Source organism: Komagataeibacter sp. FXV3, assembly GCF_015155755.1.
In the GTDB taxonomy this organism is placed as follows: Bacteria; Pseudomonadota; Alphaproteobacteria; order Acetobacterales; family Acetobacteraceae; genus Komagataeibacter.
Genome location: NZ_VWPI01000076.1, coordinates 1 through 18874, shown reverse-complemented (window position 1 = coordinate 18874; position 18874 = coordinate 1). Strand labels below are relative to the sequence as shown.

At 64.5% G+C, this 18874-nt stretch carries 16 protein-coding genes; 10 read left to right on the top strand and 6 right to left on the bottom strand.

Annotation, left to right across the window (positions count from 1 at the left end; all coding sequences use genetic code 11):
• Positions 1-89 precede the first annotated feature (89 nt).
• The 4 genes from F1542_RS07460 (at position 90) to F1542_RS07445 (ending at position 3639) form a co-directional block, all read left to right on the top strand.
• Positions 90-392 carry a CsbD family protein gene (locus F1542_RS07460; RefSeq protein ID WP_193732489.1) on the top strand — a complete coding sequence of 101 codons (303 nt, stop codon included), beginning with the start codon at positions 90-92 and terminating at the stop codon, positions 390-392.
• 157 nt (positions 393-549) lie between these two features.
• The gene (locus F1542_RS07455) at positions 550-1203 is read left to right on the top strand and encodes a ribonuclease HII (protein WP_193732488.1); all 654 of its coding nucleotides are present in this window, start codon (positions 550-552) and stop codon (positions 1201-1203) included.
• A 7-nt stretch (positions 1204-1210) separates the two neighbouring features.
• Positions 1211-2314 carry a DNA methyltransferase gene (locus F1542_RS07450; protein ID WP_026018378.1) on the top strand — a complete coding sequence of 368 codons (1104 nt, stop codon included), beginning with the start codon at positions 1211-1213 and terminating at the stop codon, positions 2312-2314.
• 44 nt (positions 2315-2358) lie between these two features.
• Positions 2359-3639 carry a DNA adenine methylase gene (locus F1542_RS07445; protein WP_193732487.1) on the top strand — a complete coding sequence of 427 codons (1281 nt, stop codon included), beginning with the start codon at positions 2359-2361 and terminating at the stop codon, positions 3637-3639.
• 31 nt (positions 3640-3670) lie between these two features.
• Here F1542_RS07445 and F1542_RS07440 read toward each other — a convergent pair whose 3' ends face one another.
• The 5 genes from F1542_RS07440 to F1542_RS07420 form a co-directional block, all read right to left on the bottom strand.
• Positions 3671-4267: an ankyrin repeat domain-containing protein gene (locus tag F1542_RS07440; RefSeq protein WP_193732486.1), complete on the bottom strand. Its 597-nt coding sequence runs from the start codon at positions 4265-4267 to the stop codon at positions 3671-3673.
• A 118-nt stretch (positions 4268-4385) separates the two neighbouring features.
• Complete coding sequence (locus tag F1542_RS07435) at positions 4386-6530, bottom strand: VWA domain-containing protein (RefSeq protein WP_193732485.1); 2145 nt, start codon at positions 6528-6530, stop codon at positions 4386-4388.
• The gene (locus F1542_RS07430) at positions 6527-9256 is read right to left on the bottom strand and encodes a DUF4159 domain-containing protein (RefSeq protein WP_193732484.1); all 2730 of its coding nucleotides are present in this window, start codon (positions 9254-9256) and stop codon (positions 6527-6529) included. The genes F1542_RS07435 and F1542_RS07430 overlap by 4 nt, the downstream gene beginning before the upstream one ends.
• The gene (locus F1542_RS07425; protein WP_193732483.1) at positions 9253-10257 is read right to left on the bottom strand and encodes a DUF58 domain-containing protein; all 1005 of its coding nucleotides are present in this window, start codon (positions 10255-10257) and stop codon (positions 9253-9255) included. The genes F1542_RS07430 and F1542_RS07425 overlap by 4 nt, the downstream gene beginning before the upstream one ends.
• Positions 10258-10259: 2 nt before the next feature.
• The gene (locus F1542_RS07420) at positions 10260-11312 is read right to left on the bottom strand and encodes a MoxR family ATPase (protein WP_193732482.1); all 1053 of its coding nucleotides are present in this window, start codon (positions 11310-11312) and stop codon (positions 10260-10262) included.
• Between the two features lie 94 nt (positions 11313-11406).
• Between F1542_RS07420 and F1542_RS07415 the strand changes: the two genes are divergently transcribed.
• From F1542_RS07415 to F1542_RS07390, 6 genes are all read left to right on the top strand, one after another.
• Entirely contained in the window at positions 11407-11976 is a 570-nt protein-coding gene (locus tag F1542_RS07415) for a DUF1285 domain-containing protein (protein WP_193732481.1), read from the top strand.
• 2 nt (positions 11977-11978) lie between these two features.
• The gene (locus F1542_RS07410) at positions 11979-13205 is read left to right on the top strand and encodes a CCA tRNA nucleotidyltransferase (protein ID WP_193732480.1); all 1227 of its coding nucleotides are present in this window, start codon (positions 11979-11981) and stop codon (positions 13203-13205) included.
• 59 nt (positions 13206-13264) lie between these two features.
• Positions 13265-15049, top strand: a complete 1785-nt coding sequence (locus F1542_RS07405) for an ABC transporter ATP-binding protein (RefSeq protein ID WP_193732479.1) — start codon at positions 13265-13267, stop codon at positions 15047-15049.
• Between the two features lie 139 nt (positions 15050-15188).
• Positions 15189-16316 carry an HlyD family secretion protein gene (locus F1542_RS07400; RefSeq protein WP_193732478.1) on the top strand — a complete coding sequence of 376 codons (1128 nt, stop codon included), beginning with the start codon at positions 15189-15191 and terminating at the stop codon, positions 16314-16316.
• Entirely contained in the window at positions 16313-17887 is a 1575-nt protein-coding gene (locus F1542_RS07395) for a DHA2 family efflux MFS transporter permease subunit (protein ID WP_193732477.1), read from the top strand. Before F1542_RS07400 ends, F1542_RS07395 begins: the two co-directional genes overlap by 4 nt.
• A 116-nt stretch (positions 17888-18003) precedes the next feature.
• On the top strand, positions 18004-18423 hold the full coding sequence (locus F1542_RS07390; RefSeq protein WP_193732476.1) for an NUDIX domain-containing protein: 420 nt from the start codon (positions 18004-18006) through the stop codon (positions 18421-18423).
• On the opposite strand, the gene F1542_RS07385 is transcribed toward F1542_RS07390, so the two are convergent.
• The gene (locus F1542_RS07385) at positions 18405-18872 is read right to left on the bottom strand and encodes an RNA pyrophosphohydrolase (protein WP_346011832.1); all 468 of its coding nucleotides are present in this window, start codon (positions 18870-18872) and stop codon (positions 18405-18407) included. The genes F1542_RS07390 and F1542_RS07385 overlap by 19 nt on opposite strands.
• Between the last annotated feature and the right edge of the window lie 2 nt (positions 18873-18874).

Genomic DNA, 18874 nt, shown 5'->3' with positions numbered 1-18874 from the left:
TGCATGATATAGGCGGTACGGAACCGTAAGCGCCATCATGGCGTTATAGGCCAACGCTACAAACCAAGCGATACAACGGAGTGTGAACGATGTCGGAAGACAAGGCAAAGACCATCGAGACAAAGGCCGAAGGCGTCATGGATGAAGGCGTTGGCCGCCTGAAGGACGCCGCCGGTGGCCTGACGGGCAACATGGGCATGCAGGCGGAAGGCAAGGTGGACCAGCTTTCGGGCATGGCGCGCCAGGAATTCGCCGACCTGTATGAAGAAGGCGAGGGCAAGGTTGAGCGCGCAATGACGTTCGTGCGCGAACGCCCGCTGTTTTCGCTGGGGATTGCTGCTGTGATTGGTACCATCATGGGGCTGATTTTCCTGCCCCGTCGCAAGGGCTGAACCGGGTCGAGTCGTTTTTTTTTCATTTTAAGGGACTCGATGAGTCCACAGCATCTTGCGCAACCCTGCATAAAAATGGTTTCCATCCTTCCAGAACGGAAATTCGATGCGAATCGGGCCACCATGGTCCGATTCGCATACGATCAGGAAGGAATGGATGCCCGATTACGCGCTTGAAAACGCCCATGGGGGACGCGTCGCCGGTGTGGATGAGGTAGGTCGTGGCCCGCTGGCCGGACCTGTCATCGCCGCCGCGGTCATGTTCCTGTCGGACGTTCCGGGCGCGCTGGCGGACAGGCTGGATGATTCAAAGAAGCTGAAGCCAAAGGTCAGGCAGCAGCTTTATGACGTGCTGCACGCCACTCCCGGTGTCCTGATCGGGGTGGGGGGCGCATCCGTCGCCGAAATCGAACATTACAATATCCTCCGCGCTTCATGGATTGCCATGCAGCGTGCTGTCGGTCGCCTGCCGCAATCCCCCGAACTGGTTCTGGTTGATGGAAACGCCGCACCCGATTTCGGGTGTCCGGCGCAATGCGTCGTGGGGGGGGATGCGATCAGCCTGTCCATTTCTGCGGCGTCCGTGGTGGCCAAGGTCGTGCGCGACCGGTTGATGACACGGCTGGCCCGGCGCTGGCCCAGCTATGGCTGGGACCGCAATGCGGGTTACGGTACCGCGATCCATCGCGCGGCCCTGATGGCGGATGGCATAAGCCCCCACCATCGCGCAGCGTTCGGCACGGTACGCCGCATCATGCAGGCTTCCGTTCTCCCTTCTTCACCCCAAAGCGCGGAGCAGCCATCATGCTGAACAATTCATGAGCGGTGCGGTTATGATGGAATTGCCCCTGGACCAGGTGCTGCGGGGGGACTGTGTCGAGATGATGCGCACCCTGCCCGCAGGGTCGATCGACTGCGTGTTTGCGGACCCACCATACAATCTGCAGTTGAAGGGCGAATTGCGCCGCCCCGATGACAGCGTGGTCGATGGGGTGGATGACGACTGGGATAAATTCACCGATCTTCAGGCCTATGACGAATTCACCCGTGCGTGGCTGACCGAAGCGCGCCGCGTCCTGCGCAAGGACGGTACGATATGGGTAATCGGGTCGTACCATAACATTTTCCGCATTGGCGCGATCCTGCAGGATCTGGGGTTCTGGATCCTCAATGACGTGATCTGGCGCAAGTCCAACCCCATGCCCAATTTCCGGGGGCGCCGTTTTACCAATGCGCATGAAACGCTGATCTGGGCGGCACGGGGACCCGACAGCCGTTATCGCTTCAATTACCAGGCGATGAAGGCGCTCAATGACGATGTGCAGATGCGTTCGGACTGGTACCTGCCGCTGTGTACCGGCGGCGAACGGCTGCGTAACGAACATGGCCTGAAACTGCATCCCACCCAGAAGCCCGAAAGCCTGCTGCACCGCGTGCTGGTGGCGTCCACCAATGTGGATGATGTGGTGCTGGACCCCTTTACCGGCACTGGCACCACGACCGCCATGGCGCGCAGGCTGCGCCGCCGCTTCATCGGGATCGAGCGCCACCCCGATTATGCCGAGGCCGCAATCGGCCGTGCCCGACGTGAAAAGCCCGTACCCCTGGACAGCGTGCAGACCACGCCCGCCCGGCGTGAAAGCCCGCGCGTGCCCTTTGGTGTGCTGGTGGAGCGCGGCATGGTGCCTGCGGGCACGGTGCTGACCGACCGGCAGAAGCGGGTGCGCGCCACCGTATCGCCCGATGGCACGCTGGTCAGCGGGCGGCACCGGGGGTCGATCCATAAAATGGGCGCGTTGCTGACCAATGCGCCATCGTGCAATGGCTGGACCTTCTGGTATTTCGAGCGAGAGGGCGAACAGACCCAGCTTGATGTGCTGCGCGGTGAAATCCGGGCGGAGCAGGCAGCCGTCGCCTCCTGAACCATGGGGTGGGGGCGGACAGCAACATTCATGGGCATGACGGCGTGAACCGGCGGCCGGACCATGGCGGCCCGCACGGCCTGCCCGCGATGGAATGGAGCGCGGCCCGCCATTCCGCCGGGCAGACGGATGATTACCTGTACAGCCAGCTTATTCCCTATATCGGGAACAAGCGTAAATTGCTGGGCCTGATTGCGCAGGCCGTTGCCGCCACGGAAGAAAATCCCGCCCGGACCGATTTTGTGGACCTGTTTGCCGGCACCGGCGTCGTTTCCCGTCTGGCCAAATGGCTTGGTTTCCGCGTGCTGACCAATGACTGGGAACCGTATAGCGAGGTGCTGAACCGCTGCCATGTCGGCACATCCGCGCCGCCGTGTTTTCATGGTGGTCGGGACTATGCGCAGGTCATAGCCGAACTGAATGCCCTGCCACCGCGGGAAGGCTGGGTGACCCGTCACCTGTGCCCCGATGATGACGTGGAGTACGATACGGCGCGTGACCGGATGTTTTACATGCGCAAGAACGGCATGCGCATTGATGCTATCCGCGAACGGATCGCACAGTGGGAGGCGGACGGACTGCTTGATGGCGGGCAGAAGGCCTGCCTGCTTGCCCCCCTGTTGTACAGCGCCAGTTACAACAGCAATACCAGTGGTCTGTTCAAGGGATTCCACCGGGGCTGGGGCGGGCGTACCGGCACGGCACTGTACCGCATCGCAGCCGACCTGCACCTTCAGCCCGCAAGCTTTATCGATAACGGGCGTGACAATATGGTCGTGCGGATGGATGCGCATGCCCTTGCCACCCATCTGGCCGGACAGGTGGGGGAAGCGGCCATTGCCTATGTGGACCCGCCTTACAACCAGCACCCTTACGGCGCGAATTATCATGTCCTGAATACGGTCACGCTGTGGGACCAGCCCGAACTCGCGCCAAAGATCACGGGGCGCGACAAGGCCGCGATCCGGCAGGACTGGCGCACGCAGCGGCGCAGTCCCTACAACCACCGGCGGCAGGCGCTTGCGGCCTATCGTGACCTGTTATCCGCGCTGGAGACACGCTGGATCGCCACCAGCTACAGCACCGATGGCTTCATTCCATTGCATGATATGGTCCGTGCGAATTGTGAACGCGGCGATGTGCGGGTCTTTACCCGTGGCTACAAACGCTATCGCGTCAGCCGCCAGCGTTATTCGGCGCGTCCGATGACCGTTGAATTCATCCTGCTGACCGATACGCGCAGCCGTGGCGTCAGCACCGCGGATCAGATCGTGCAGGAAATCATGGCCATGGAAGCCCGACTGAACCCAGCAGGCGATGTCTGAAAACAGCTGATTGGTAAATAAAAAACTTCTTCTAGCTGCCGCCGAAGCCGAGGAACCCGATGGACGGGTCAGCATGCCCGCCCGATGCATCATAGCGGTGGTCAACGGTTGCAGTCGTGGAGGCATGACGCGGCATGGTCAGCGGCGGGGTATCATCCTCGCCTTCCGCAAGGCTGTTCGATGCGAAATGCGGGTCCGAATCCGAGAAGGTACGCATCGACAGCAGCAGGAAGGTGATGTCGTTGCGGTTCAGGTCAATCGCCATGTCCAGCGGCGTCTGCCCCAGCACGTTATGGCCCGTCATGTCCGCGCCGCGGTTCAGGGCTTCCTTCGCAGCCCCCAGACTGCCACGGTTGATGGCGTCAAACAGCGCATCGGTCGGGTTCATGTCCGCACTGGCGTGACCGTGCTCTTCTTCATGCGATTCCGCGCCCGGCAGGGCGGCAGGGGGGGCGGCTGCCTTGGCCGCACGGCGGGCTTCGGCCTTTTTCGCGGCTTCAGCGGCTTCGCCCTCGGCTTCCGCTTCGTCGGCATCCTGTGCGTACGCCACGTGAAGGGGCATGCACAGGCAGGGAATTCCTGCGAACAGGGCGGCGGCAAGAAGATAAATACCGGATCTGGAAATCATGTCCTGTCCCGAGAGTGAGCGAGCATTCGACCGGGCATGCGAAACGGCCGCATGCCTCCCGGCAGTTCTGGTGATTACCGCAAAATTGCGGCTGATGCGATGCCTAATCATCTTTCTGTCAGGAACGGCTTTCCCGCCACCATGCCAGCAGCAGCATGACCAGCACGAACAGGCCCACCGCCCAGGCAGGCAGAATGGATGTGGCCTGCTGTCCCGATACGCTGTGGGCATTGCGCGCGGGAAAGGCAAACCGGTCGGCTGTCGTGCTTACACGTCCGCTTTCCATGACCACCTGTGGCAGGGAAGGGGCCTGCGGGTTGTCACCCAGCCAGTGCACGCCCCCACCGGTTGCCGCCGCCATGGGCGCCAGCAGGGATGCCGTTGCCCGCAGATCGGCAAATTCAACCGGGTCTTCCATGCGCGGGGCGGCAAAGGCCTCATGACCCGCGTCGTCGCGCACCGTCCATATCCCTTCCTGCCGCGCGGGCAGGCGGGCACGGGCAAGGCCGGTATTGCCTGCGGGTTCCAGCGTTATGTCCTGCGTGGTGCCATCGGGGGCGATCACATGGACAACCGGCGGCGGCCCGGCGGTGACCGAACGCCGCGTAATGGTCAGCTGCCCTGCCGATATCCCGGCCTCCAGCTGGTTTTCCTCCAGTTCCGGTTCCTTCATCAGCCAGTGTGAAATCCGGCGCAGCAGTTCCGACTGCGGTCCGCCGCCGCCTTCGCCATGCGACCACAGCCATGCCTGATCCGACAGCAGGAAGGCGACGCGTCCCTTGCCTGCATGGTCAAGCACCAGCAGGGGCTGCTGGTCCGGGCCGGTCATCAGCACCTCGCCATTGGCGGAATCCGTGCGCAGTCCGCGATACCACGGCCCCCAGCCCGGTTGCGCGCCCGCCTTGTCCGGCGCCCCCGGCAGACCGGAGGTCACGGGATGGCGCATGCCGGTTTCCGTAAGGTCAGGCCGGAAGCGGCGCACGGTCATGCCATCGCCGGACGCCACATGGGCAGGCAGGATGTCCGACAGTGGCGTGTCCTGCAGCGATCCGGGGGTCAGGAATTCCGGTCCCCCGATCAGCAGCAGCCCACCGCCCGCACGGATGTGGTTGACGATATTGCGCAGGTAGGCTTCGGGCAGGATGCCCCGGTTTTCAAACCCGTCGAGGATGATGAGGTCGAACTGGTCGATCTTCTGCTGGAACAGTTCGTTCACCGGAAACGCGATCAGCGCAAGGTCGGACAGTGGCGTGCCGTCATCGCGGTCGGGCGGACGCAGGATGGTGAAGTGGACCAGATCGACGGACGGGTCGGCCTTCAGCAGCCGCCGCCATACCCGCTCGCCCTGGTTGGGCGTGCCTGACACCAGCAGCACGCGCAGCCGGTCCCGCACGCCGTTTATGCGCACGACATCATGGTTGTTGCGCGTCGAGACCTCGCCGGGCAGTTCCGGGGCCGACAGGCCGACCAGCATCTCACCGGGATGGGTGACGGGCAGGGTGATGTCCTGCGGCTGCCCGATCCGCACGGGCCGTGAAAAGGTCGTGCCATCCCCCTGTGTCAGGGTAAGCGTGGTGGTGGCGTCGGGCGCCGGGCGCGCGCCCTGGTCATCAATCTCGACACGGATGGTGACATCCTTGCCCACTATGGCAAATGGCGGGGCCTGCAGCACGCGCAGGTGACGGTCCGTTTCCTCTCCCTTGCCGGTCAGCAGCACATGCAGCGGCAGCATTGTGCGGTGGCCGTGCCCGTCATCGGGGTTGAGCATGTCGGGCACGCTGGCGGGGATGTCGTGGTCCTCGCCATCGGTCACCAGCACGGCACCTGCAAGGCGGGAGGGCGGGATATCCGCCGCCGCCTGCCTTAACGCGCCAAACAGCCGCGTGCCGCCATGCTGGGCTTCACGCAGTGTGACAATGCGCGGCACCAGTCCCGGCACGCGGTTCATTTCGGCCTGCAGGCGTTCGGCGGTGTTGCGCGCCATGTCGCCCCGGTTGCGTTCGGACATGGATGCCGACTGGTCCACCACGATCAGCGCGGTTTCGGGCAGCGGGTGCCATGTTTCGGTAATGCGCTGCGGGTCACACAGCCACGCGATCACGCCCATGCCCGCCAGCAGCCGCCACACGCTGCCGCGCACCCGGCGCACAAGGCCTGCCACCGCCATGACAATCACGGCGGCCAGCAATATGTAGATGCACCACAGCGGCACCTGCGGGCTGAATGCCATCATGTGGCGTGACAGGTCGGGCATGCCCATCATTCCCCCAGCCGTTTCAGCAGGGCAGGCACATGGACCTGATCCGCCTTGTAATTGCCCGTCAGCGCATAGATCACCGCATTGACCCCGAACCGGTAGGCCAGCACGCGCTGCTCCGCCCCGTCGGGCACGGGGGCATAGGGGGTGTTGCCGCTGTCATCCACCGCCCATGCATGCGCCCAGTCATTGCTGCCGATGATGACGGGACTGACGCCGTCATTGGTGCTGTCGCCTTCCTGCGCCACCCATACCGGCATGCCATCGTACCGGCCGGGAAAATCGTGCAGCAGGTAGAACGTGCGGGACAGCACATGGTGGTTATCCATCCGTGCAAGGGGCGGGATATCCAGCCCCGCCGTCATGCGCCGCAGGGCCGCCGCCGTGCCGGGGGCTGAACCGGTATAGCTGCCGCCACTGTCGGTTGCCGTGGCGGGGTCCTGTCCCTGCGTGTCGATCATCAGGATGCCGCCATGGCGCATGTAGGTATTCAGCGCCGCCGTGCGGGCGGGCGTGGTGGTGGCATCCGCCGTCACCGGCCAGTAGATGAGCGGGTAGTAAGACAGGTCATCGCGTTCCGGCACCACGCCATCAGGGTGGCCCAGCACGGCGGATGTCCGGGCATTGACGTAATCAGACAGGCCCTGAAGCCCTTCTTTCGAGACATCATCGACATCCGCATGCCCGGTGATGATATAGGCCAGCCGGGTTTCCAGCGCCGCCCGCGGCACGTCGGGGGGAATGTCCGCCGCATGCGCATGGCCGTGCGGCATGCAGGCCAGCGCCAGCATGGCGACCGTCGTGCGGCGGGCCCATTTCCGTCCGCGCTGCAGCACGCTTATCGCGCCATCCACGACCAGCAGCAGGGCGGCCAGGAGCATGAGCATCGGCCCGATGGCAAGATCAGGCACCTGTCCGCGCAGGTCCGATGCCGTGCCGATGGTGTCCTGCGCCACAAGCGGGGCCGGGCCATCACCGGGGTTGAGCGCGCGGCGGCTGTTGCGTGGGCCATACAGTCCTGGCGGGTGTTCCGGTGTGGGGGCCGTGTGGCCGAAGGCATCGGCCCGCAGCGCCTGTGCCCCCGCGGGTGGCGTTACCAGCGCGCCATCGCCATCCAGCGTCATGTACGGGGCCAGCAGGGTTGCGCCGGCCGGTGTCTCGATCCCCGATGCCTCGTCAATCAGGTGCTGCAGCATGCCCACGAACAGCCCCGACAGCGGCAGGTTGGACCATTCCGCCGTGCTGGTGACATGGAACAGCACGACCTGCCCCGCCCCAAGGGCGGCATGGGTCACCAGCGGGGTGCCATCGGTCAGCCGCGCCCAGCTATGGCTGTCCAGATCGGTGGAAGGCTGGGCCAGGACCTGCCGCGACACCGTGACATCACCCGGGATATCAAGGTCATGGAACGGGGAGGATGCAGGGAAGGGGGCAAGATGTTCGGGTCTGCTCCATGACATGGTGCCGCCCAGCACCCGTTCGCCCCCCATCAGGGGTACGGGCAGCAGCGTATCGGCGGGCTTCGGGTCGGGGGCGGGGCTGTCGCTGCCCTTGACCAGCAGGGGGCCTGCAAAACGGATCAGAGTACCGCCACCGCGCACCCATGCTTCCACCTTCCTGCGGCTGTCGGGGCTGCCAAGCGTGCCGTCGGGTGCGATGATGACCGAAAGCGGGCGGGCCAGCAGCGTGTCCAGATCGCCCTCGCGCAGTTCGGCAGTGGGCTGCAGCGCGCGGCGCAGGTAGAACAGGCTGCCCATAAGCGGCGTGTCGGATGATGTGCTGAAAATCAGCCCCACGGGGCGCTGGCGTTCACGTTCATCCAGCAGGCGCACGCCACCCGGCCCATTTACGCCATCCAGCGACAGGTGGTCGACCTTGTTGCGCAGCTCGGCTGGCAGGTCGGGTGTGATGTCCACATGGTCGCTGCCTGCGGGCAGGGTTGCGGGCACAAGGGCCAGCGTGCCCCCGGTGGTGGTTTCAAGCCGTAGATGCCATGTGCGTGCATGTGGGCGTGGCACGGCGCGCAGGCGGGTGGCCAGTCCGTTTTCGCCACCGTCCGGCGGCGCAAGCAGGGTAATGTCCGAACCGGGCAGGTACATTTCCCGCACCGGTCCGATTTTGGATAATGCCGCGCCAAACGCGGCATCCGCCGGTGTGGCCAGCCCGTCCGAAACATAGATGACCGGCCCGTGCCAGCCCTGCTGCGCCAGTTGCGCCAGCGCGCGCGTGGCCGCCGTCCGGTCCGCTGACCATGCGCGGGGCAGGAGCGGGTCAATCATGCCGCGCAGCACCTGCGCCTGCTGCGTGGGCTGGACGGTTACCGGGTCCAGCGCGTCACTGCGCGCCGTCAGCAGCAGCCGCGCCCCATGCCCGGTGCGTGACAGGTGATTCAGCAGCCCGTCCAGCGCGTGGATGCGCTGGGGCCATGTGCCCGCCGCGGCCCAGCCATCATCCACCACGATCAGGCAGTCGGCATCCGCCAGTCCTGCCTGCCCGCGCGGAAAGATCGGTTGCGCCAGCCCCAGCACCAGCAGCCCCACGGCGGCACAGCGCAGCAGCAGTCGCCACAAGGGGGCTGAGGTCGCATCCGGCGGCGGCGCGTTGAGCGCGCGCAGCAGGGCCATGGGCGGAAAGGACTGCACCCGTGGCGCGGGCGGCAGGGCGTGCAGCAGCCACCACACCACAGGCAGCGCCAGCAGGCCCAGCAGCATCCAAGGCGCAAGCAGCATCATGGCCTGCTCCCCATGCCCGGCAGGGCGTGCAGCGCCAGCAGGGCCTTTTCCGGCGGCTGGTCCGTCAGGTGCGGCACCGGCGGGCTGCCCGCCGCCTGGCACAGGGTTCGTAACTGGTCCTGATGGCGGGTCCATATCGCGGCGTAGTCATGGCGCAGGGTTGCGCTGCCATTGAGCAGTAAGGCCGTGTCATCCTCCAGCCCGGTAAAGCGGGTATGCCCTTCATATGGAAAAGCGGTTTCTGCCGGGTCAATCACTTCGATCAGTGTGCAGGTCGCCTGCCGCGCCGTGGCCGCGCGCAGGAAGGCCGACAGTTGCGTCGCGGGATACAGCCCGTCGCCAAACAGCAGCACCCGGCTGCGCGCGGGAATGGCGGCGGCCTGTGGCAGGGTGGTATCGTCTGCCGTGGTGCGCAGGGCGGCGATCAGCGCATGCGCCATGCGTTCCAGCGCCTGCCGCCCGCGCAGGCGCAGCGGGGGCGTGCCGGCAGCACCCAGCAGGCGGATGTCCTCCCCCTGTCGCAGCAGCATGGCGGCACAGGCGAGCGCGAGCAGGAAGGCGCGTTCGGCCTTCAGCGGCAGGCTGTCATCGGAGCGCCAGCGCATGGATGCGCTGTTATCGCACCAGATGCATATGGTGTGCGGGGTCTGGGCTTCATGTTCGCGCACGAACGCCCGGTCCCCGCGCGCCGACTGCCGCCAGTCGATATGGGTCGCGGCCTCGCCCGACATGGCGGGGCGGTACTGCCAGAATTCCTCACCCACGCCTGCCTTGCGCCGCGGGTGGGGACCGGCACCCGCATTCTGCGCGATCCGGCGTGCCGCCACGATCAGGGTCGGCAGGCGACTGGCCAGTGAATCCGCCACCGCCGTGGCCGAAACCGGGTGGCGGGGCAGGAAGCCGGTATCATCCCCGTCATGGCCCGATGGGGACGACGTCCTGCCCGGTCCCGGTCGGGTCCACCCGGACAGGCGCGTGAGAAAGGACAGGGCTGCGCGCAATGTCAGCCGATCCGTCCGACCAGCGTGTCGATCAGCGTGCCCAGGCGGACGTTTTCCGCCCGCGCGGTAAAGGACAGCGCCATGCGGTGGGCAAGGATGGGATGGGCCAGTGCGGCCACGTCCTCGATCGTGGGGGACAGGCGGCCATCCAGCAGCGCGCGCGCACGGGTGGCCAGCATCAATGCCTGCGCCGCGCGCGGACCGGGGCCCCATGCCACGGCTTCGCGTATGGTCGGGTCATCGGTCGTTTCTGGCCGGGCCGCGCGGACAAGCCGCACGATCGCATCAACCACCTGTTCACCCACCGGTAGCGCGCGCACCAGTTCCTGTGCCGCCAGCACGTCACTGGCCGCCAGGACGGCGCGTGCCGTGGCCGTGGTGGTGCCGGTCGTGGCCAGCAGCATGGCGCGTTCGGCGCTGGCATCGGGGAAGTCCAGCGTCACCTGCATGAGGAAGCGGTCAAGCTGCGCTTCGGGCAGGGGATAGGTGCCTTCCTGCTCGATCGGGTTCTGGGTGGCCAGAACGTGAAAGGGGCGGGGCAGCAGGTGGTTGGTCCCGGCAATCGCGACCTCATGCTCCTGCATGGCCTGCAGCAGGGCGGACTGGGTACGGGGGCTGGCGCGGTTGATTTCATCGGCCATCAGCAACTGGCAGAAGACAGGCCCCGCGACGAAGCGGAAGCTGCGGCGGCCGCTTTCGTCTTCATCCAGTATCTCGCTGCCCAGAATGTCGGACGGCATGAGGTCGGGCGTGAACTGCACGCGCCGCGCATCCATGCCCAGCACGTGACCCAGCGTTGTGACCAGCAGCGTCTTGCCCAGTCCCGGCGCCCCCACCAGCAGCGCATGCCCCCCCGACAGGATGGATGTCAGCACAAGGTCGATCACCTGGTCCTGTCCCAGTATGACGCGGCCGATTTCCGCGCGTGCATCCCGCAGGCGCACGCCCATGCTTTCGGCCTGGGCTGCGATCTGTTCACCCGTGGGGGCGGAGGGAGATGTCATGCCCGCCTGCGGCGCCGCATGGAGGGGAGGGGTATCATCCATGGTCATCATTCCAACAGTCTGACAGGTCCGGGGGTTTCATCAACCCGGTGTTGATCCCTATATCAAGTCCAGCAGCTTCCATAGTGTCGGGTTAACGCAATTGATGGACGATTTCGAGACAGGTGAGACCGCGCCCTCCCTTTCCATGGGGCAGGCAGGCACATGCGGCGCGCTGCCGTTCCTGATCAGGCGTGACGGGACATGGCTGTACCGTGGCTCCCCCATCCGTCGCAAGCCGATGGTCTGCCTGTTCGCATCCACCCTGCGGCGTGATGCGCAGGGTGGTTACCGCCTGCAGACCCCGGTCGAGCAGGGCACGATCGAGGTGGAGGACGCGCCTTTCGTCGCAAACCACCTGGAATGGCATGGCTGCGGGCGCGGGCAGGTGCTGTCGTTCCACACCAATGTGGACCAGGTGATCTGCGCGGGGCCGGACCATCCGATTCGCTGTGCGTGGGACGTGCCGTGCGAAGGCTGCGGCACGGGGCCGGTGCCCTACCTGCATGTGCGAGACGGGGATGGCGCGCTGCCGATCGAGGCACGGATCGCGCGCCCGGTCTATTACGAACTGGCCGCACTGGCGGTGGAAGGGAACTGCCGTGGAGTACCCTGCCTGGGGGTATGGAGCCAGCATGTATTTTTCCCGCTATCGACCCTGCCGGATGAAATCTGATCATGGCGGGCGATAACCCGCTTGATGGCCTGTGTCGGGACATGCCGGCTGTGTCAGGGCAGCTTGCGCGGATATGGTCCATCCTGCCCGATGCGCGGCTGGTGGGCGGGGCCGTGCGCGACCTGCTGTGCGGGCGGGGGGTATCGGATATCGACCTTGCCACCCCGTTTGCGCCCGATATGGTGATGGCAAGGCTGAAACAGGCGGGGATACGCGTGGTGCCCACGGGCCTGTCGCATGGCACGGTTACCGCCGTGCTGGATGGCCATCCGTTCGAGATCACGACCCTGCGCCGGGATGAGGAAACCGATGGCCGCCACGCGACCGTGGCCTGGACCCATGACTGGCGCGTGGACGCGGCCCGGCGCGATTTCACCATAAACGCCATGTCGTGCGACAGCGCGGGCAAGGTGCATGATTATTTCAACGGGCGGGCCGACCTTGCCGCGGGGCGGATCCGCTTTGTGGGGGAAGCCCGCCTGCGCATTACGGAAGATGCGCTGCGTATCCTGCGTTTTTTCCGCTTTCAGGCCCGTTATGGCGGGGATGTGCCTGACCCGGAAGCAATTGCCGCCATTACGGCCCTGTCGGTCATGATTGACCGGCTGTCGGTCGAACGGGTGTGGTCGGAACTGCGCCGTATCCTTGTTGGGCCGCATGTGGTGCGCACGCTGGCCCAGATGCATGATGCCGGTGTGCTGGCCCATGTCCTGCCCGAAGGTTATGACATCGACCGCCTTGGCCGCCTGCTGGCCTGTGGGGCGCCAGCGGATGCCGTGCTGCGCCTTGCGGGCCTGGTGTCAGGGGATGTGCGCGAAGTGGCGCGGCGGCTCAAGCTGTCGCGTGCCGACACCACGGCGCTGGCACAGACGCGTGGCGCACCCGTGCCCATGCCCGGCATGGGGGTGGACGTGCTCGCACCCATGCTGGCCGACCATGCGTTGCGTGACCTGTCATGGCGCGCATGGCTGCGTCAGGCCGACCTTGCGGGACAGCGTCCGGATGCGTGGGACGACCTGCGGGCCAGGCTGGAAGCGATGGAAAAGCCGGTATTTCCGCTGGCGGGGCGTGATGTCATGGCCACCGGGCGCGCATCGGGCGCAATGGTGGGCCGGGTGCTGGCGCAGGTGCGGCAGTGGTGGCTGGAAAATGGCTGCACGGCAGGCCATGCGGCCTGCGTGGCGCACATGGACAGGGTATTGCACGACGGCCCTTCTGGCGCGACATAATTTGTAACCGTGTGTCGCGGCTCTTTGTTTTGGGCGGCCATGCGGTTATAGGCCGGTTAATGAACGCGATTCAAACGCCCGCGCCCGACAGGCAGGACACACCCACGCAAACGGTGTCGTCACGCAGCCTGATGCGACGGCTGTGGCATGATGAACTGGCCTGTCACAAGCTGCGCATACTGGCCGTCATGGTGCTGACGGCGCTTATGGCCATATTCAGCGCGCTGTACCCGCTGGTGATCCAGCGCGCGCTGGACATGTTTGCCGATCATGACCCGCGTATCCTGTATCAGGTGCCGCTGCTGGTGGTGGTGATTACGGTGGCAAAGGCCATATCACAGTATGGCCAGTCGATCGCGGTGCAGTCGCTGGTGCTGCTGGTCATCCGTGGGCTGCAGCAGCGCATGTTCCACCATCTGGTCCATGCTGACATCTCCCGTATCGAAACCGAGGCCCCGGCCCAGATCGCCGCCCGTTTCACCACCGATGCCGTAGCGATTCGGGAGGCGATGATCCGTGCGACCAACGCGCTGGGTGACGCCGTGACGGTGGTGGGGCTGATTGTCTCCATGGTGTACATGGACTGGGAACTCAGCCTGATCGCCGCCGTGCTGTATCCCATCGCGGCCATGCCGGTGCGCAGGCTGGGCAAGCGCCTGCGCCGCGAGTCCGGTGGCATGCATGAACAGGTGGGCGAGACGAGCGCCATGCTGACCGAAAGTTTCAGCCAGTCACGCACCATCCGCGTCTACAGGCTGGAAGACGCGGAAGAACGCCGGGCGGGGCATGTGCTGGACGAACTGCATGCGGGGCTGCTGCGCATCGCCCGGGGACGCGCGCGCGTGGACCCGATGCTGGAAGTGCTGGGCGGGATCGCGGTTGCGGCCGTCCTCGGCTTTGCCGGGTGGCGCGCGACGCAGGGCGGGGCCACGCTGGGTGATTTTTCGGGATTTGTCGCAGCCCTTCTGCTGGCCGCGCGGCCGCTGCGTGCGCTGGGCACGCTCAATATCGCCCTGCAGGAAGGTCTTGGCGGCCTGCAGCGCGTGTTTGACGTGATTGATGAACCCGTGGCCGTGGCGCAGGCGCCCGATGCGATCGCCCTGCCGCCCGGTGGTGGCGACCTGCGCTTTGAACAGGTGACGTTCCGCTATCCCGATGGGCGCATGGGGCTGGAGGGACTGGATTTCGTGGCAAGCCCCGGCCTGACCGTGGCCCTTGTCGGTCCGTCGGGGGCGGGCAAGTCCACGGCGCTGTCGCTGATCCCGCGCCTGCATGACGTATCGGCTGGCCGCATCACGCTTGATGGCGTGGACCTGCGCCGCCTGATCCTGTCGGAACTGCGTGACGCGATTGCCTATGTCAGTCAGGATACGCTGCTGTTTGACCTGTCGGTGATGGACAATATCCGCATGGGCAACCCGCAGGCGGATGATGAACAGGTGCGCGCTGCCGCACGGGCGGCGGCGGCGGATGAATTCATTCAGGCCCTGCCACGGGGCTACGACACGGTGGTCGGCCCCGGCGGGCAGCGCCTGTCGGGTGGGCAGCGGCAGCGCGTGGCGCTGGCGCGCGCACTGCTGCGCAACCCGCGCGTCCTGCTGCTGGATGAGGCGACAAGCGCGCTGGATAGCGAAAGCGAGGCCATTGTCCAGAACGCCCTGACGCATCTGCGCCAGGGGCGCACGACCATTGTTGTGGCCCATCGTCTGTCCACCGTCCGTTCAGCTGATCTGGTCGTGGTCATGGCGCAGGGGCGTGCGGTCGAATGTGGTACGCATGATGCGCTGATGGATGAAAACGGGCTGTATGCCCGCATGGTACGCAATCAGGCCTTTACGCTGTAAACTGCGCTGAATGTGCGTCCGGGCCGGTGATGGCGGTTGAAGTGTTGCAAGCTTCGTGCAATGGATTGACCGACCCGTTCGGTCAATGCGTGGATGACAGGATCAGGGGCTGCAATAAAAGTGATGATGAGGGAAGCAGATGGCCGCGGACGAAGGCAAGGCAGCTGAAGACGGACAGACCACACAGGACACACGGGCACAGGACACTGGGCACGAGCAGGAAAAGGCAAAGGAAGCATCCCCCCGGCGCAAGGTGATCCTGATCGGTGGCCTTGTGGTGCTGCTTGTCCTGGGCGGGCTTTACTGGTTCCTGCACCGCAATGAAGTCGAAACGGATGATGCCTTTACCGCCGGTCGTGCGGTGGCGGTCGCACCCCACGTGTCCGGCTACGTGACCGAACTGCTGGTTAATGATAACCAGTTCGTCCATCAGGGTGACGTCATTGCCCGCATTGATGACCGCAACTGGCGCGCCCAGCGTGACCAGGCGGCGGCGGCGGTGGATATCGCGCGCGCGCAGGTCCGCAACTACAGCCTGCTGGCCGAAGTGGCGAAAAAGAATTTTCCGGGTCACCTGATGGTGGCGCAGGGACAGCTGGCGGAAGCGCAGGCACAGGAATTCAAGGCGGAAACCGATTACCGCCGCCAGCATGGCGTAACGCGTGAAGCCACATCGCAGCAGAATATCGATTACGCCACCGCGGCGCTGAATGCGGCCAAGGCGCAGGTGCTTGAGGCACAGGGCAACCTTGAAACCGCCCTGCCGGTCATTCCCAACATTTCCAGCACCGAAGCCCGCGTAACCGAACAGCAGGCCCAGCTTGCACAGGCGGAAGCCAAGCTGCGCGAGGCGGAGCTGAACGTGGAATGGACCCAGATCCGCGCCCCGCATGATGGCTGGATTTCCCAGCGTAACATTGAACGCGGCACCTATGTCACGGCAGGCCAGACTGTGGTGTCCATTGTCGAACCCGAAATATGGGTCGTGGCAAACTACAAGGAAACGCAGCTGACCCACATGCGCCCGGGCCAGAAGGTGGACATTGCGATTGATGCCTATCCGTTCCTGAAGCTGAAGGGGCATATTGATTCGCTGCAGCTGGGCACGGGGGCGACCTTCAGCGCCTTCCCGCCAGAAAACGCCACGGGCAACTATGTGAAGATCGTGCAGCGCGTACCGGTCAAGATCCTGATTGACGAGGGGCTGCGACAGGACCTGCCGCTGTCGATCGGTCTGTCGGTTGAACCGACGGTCCACACGGAATGAGTGCGCAGGCAGCGTCCACCGGGGCGGCGGATGGCACGAACTGGAAACCGAAACACAATCCATGGCTGATCGCCGTGGTTGTGACGGTGGCCGCCTTCATGGAAATTCTCGATACCACCATCGTCAACGTGGCGCTGCCGCATATCGCGGGCAACCTGTCATCCACGTATGATGACGCGACATGGACGCTGACATCCTACCTTGTGGCCAACGGTATCGTGCTGACGATCTCGGGCTGGTTGGGCAAGCTGTTCGGGCGCAGGCATTACTTCCTGATCTGCATTTCCATGTTTTCGCTGTCGTCCTTTCTGTGCGGCATTTCCACCAGCCTGCCCGAACTGATCATGTTCCGGCTGATGCAGGGATTCTTTGGCGGCGGGTTGCAGCCCAACCAGCAGTCGATCATCCTTGATACCTTCCCGCCCGACAAACGCGCGGCAGCATTCGGCCTGACCGCCATTGCCACCGTGGTCGCCCCGGTGCTTGGCCCGTCACTTGGCGGGTGGATTACCGACAACTATTCATGGCGCTGGGTGTTCTTCATCAACGTGCCGGTGGGTATTCTGGCCACGATCGCGGTGTCGATCATGGTCGAGGACCCACCATGGGCGCGCAAGCAGAAGGCGCCGCTGGATTTCGTGGGCATCGGGCTGATCACCATTGGCTTCGGCTGTCTGGAAGTGGCGGTTGACCGGGGTGAGGACGAAGACTGGTTCGGTTCGCGCATGATCATCATCATGGCCACCCTTGCCGTCCTTGGCATCGGGGGGGCGGTGATCTGGTTGTTGCGGGCGAAAAACCCGGCGGTGGATCTGCGGGTATTCAAGGACCGTAATTTCGCGGTGGGCACGGGGCTTATGGGGGCAGTGGGCGCGCTGCTCTATTCCTCGGCCATTATCGTGCCGCAATTTTCACAGCAGATCATGGGCTATACCGCCACCCTGTCCGGCCTGATCCTGTCGCCTGGCGGTATGGTGGTGATCGTGCTGATCCCGCTGGTGGGTATCGGGATGAAGTACATCCAGCTGCGCTATATCATCGCATTCGGCTTCTTCCTGATGGGTGTGTCCATGCTGTGGTCGGCGCAACTGGTGCCCGATCTGGATTTCCGGCATCTGGTCCTGTTCCGCATGAGCCAGACCGGCACCATGGCCTTCCTGTTCGTGCCGATTTCGACCATTACCTATGCCACCCTGCCACGCGAACTGAACGCCGACGGGTCCGCCCTGTTCAGCATGGCGCGTAACGTTCTGGGGTCACTGAGTATTTCGGGGGCTACGGCACTGGTGACCGAACTGCGTCAGGCGCACCAGAACCAGATGGTCCACTGGATGACGCCGTATCACCAGCCATTTAACGAATACCTGGCCCACAGCCGTGCGGCTGCGGTCGCGCGCGGTTATGCGCAGGGGGTAGTCAATAACGTGGCCATGGGGCGGTTATACAAGGAATTCCAGCGGCAGGTGGCCATCCTTGCCTATAACGAGGTCTTCATGATCCTTGGTATTGGCTGCATGCTTGTCGTACCTTTCTGTTTCCTCATGTCGCCGCTCAAGGGCGGGGATAAATAGTAGGAATTTTTGGGTGTCGCCTTTTTTGTAATAAAGGCGGCGTTCTTCGAAGCGTTTTGAAAAAAGCTTAACCAGAGACTTTTGTATTTTTCTCAAGGCTGCAAGGGATTGGGTACATGCCGGGTATCATCAGGGTTGTCTGTGCGGCAGTGATCGTGCGCGAACGTCTGCTGGTCGTGCGCAAGCGTGGCACGACCGCCTTCATGCTGCCCGGTGGCAAGCCCGATGCAGGCGAGCAGCCCGAACAGGCATTGATGCGTGAAATCCGCGAGGAACTGGGTTGCGGCCTGACGCTGGGCACGGAACTGACGGGAAATTTCACCGATGTTGCGGCCAATGAACCCGGCTTTAGCGTTCACGCGCGCATCTGGACCGGGCAGTTGCATGGCACGCCGGACGCTGCCGCCGAAATCGCGGAACTGCGCTGGATCGGAACAGGGGATATGGCGGGTCTGGACCTCGCACCCCTGTTGCGGGGCAGGACGATGGCCGCCCTTGTCCGGGCGGGACTTATGCCTCAGGCCGCCACGGCGTAGCGGGCGAAATACGCCGCAAGCCTTGTGTAGATATCTTTCTTGATGCCGACATTCAGGTGCGGCAACTGTTCCAGCCTGACCCATTTCCACAGATCGAATTCGGCAGGCAGGTGCGTATCCAGCCTGATATCGGAATCCTGCCCCATAAAGCGCAGGGCAAACCATTGCTGTGTCTGCCCCCGGTAACGCCCCCCCAGCGCCTTGCCAATCAGGTGCGCAGGCAGGTCGTAGCTGAGCCATTCGGGATAGGCGCCAATGATTTCAGCGGCATTGGTGCCGATTTCCTCATGCAGTTCGCGCAGGACGGCGGTCTGCGGGTCTTCCCCTGCATCAATGCCCCCCTGCGGGCACTGCCATACGCCCTGATCCGGTGGGCCGCCTGCGCCCTCCATGTCGGTGCGGCGCGCGACAAGTACCATGCCCTGTCGGTTGAACAGCAGCGCCCCCACAT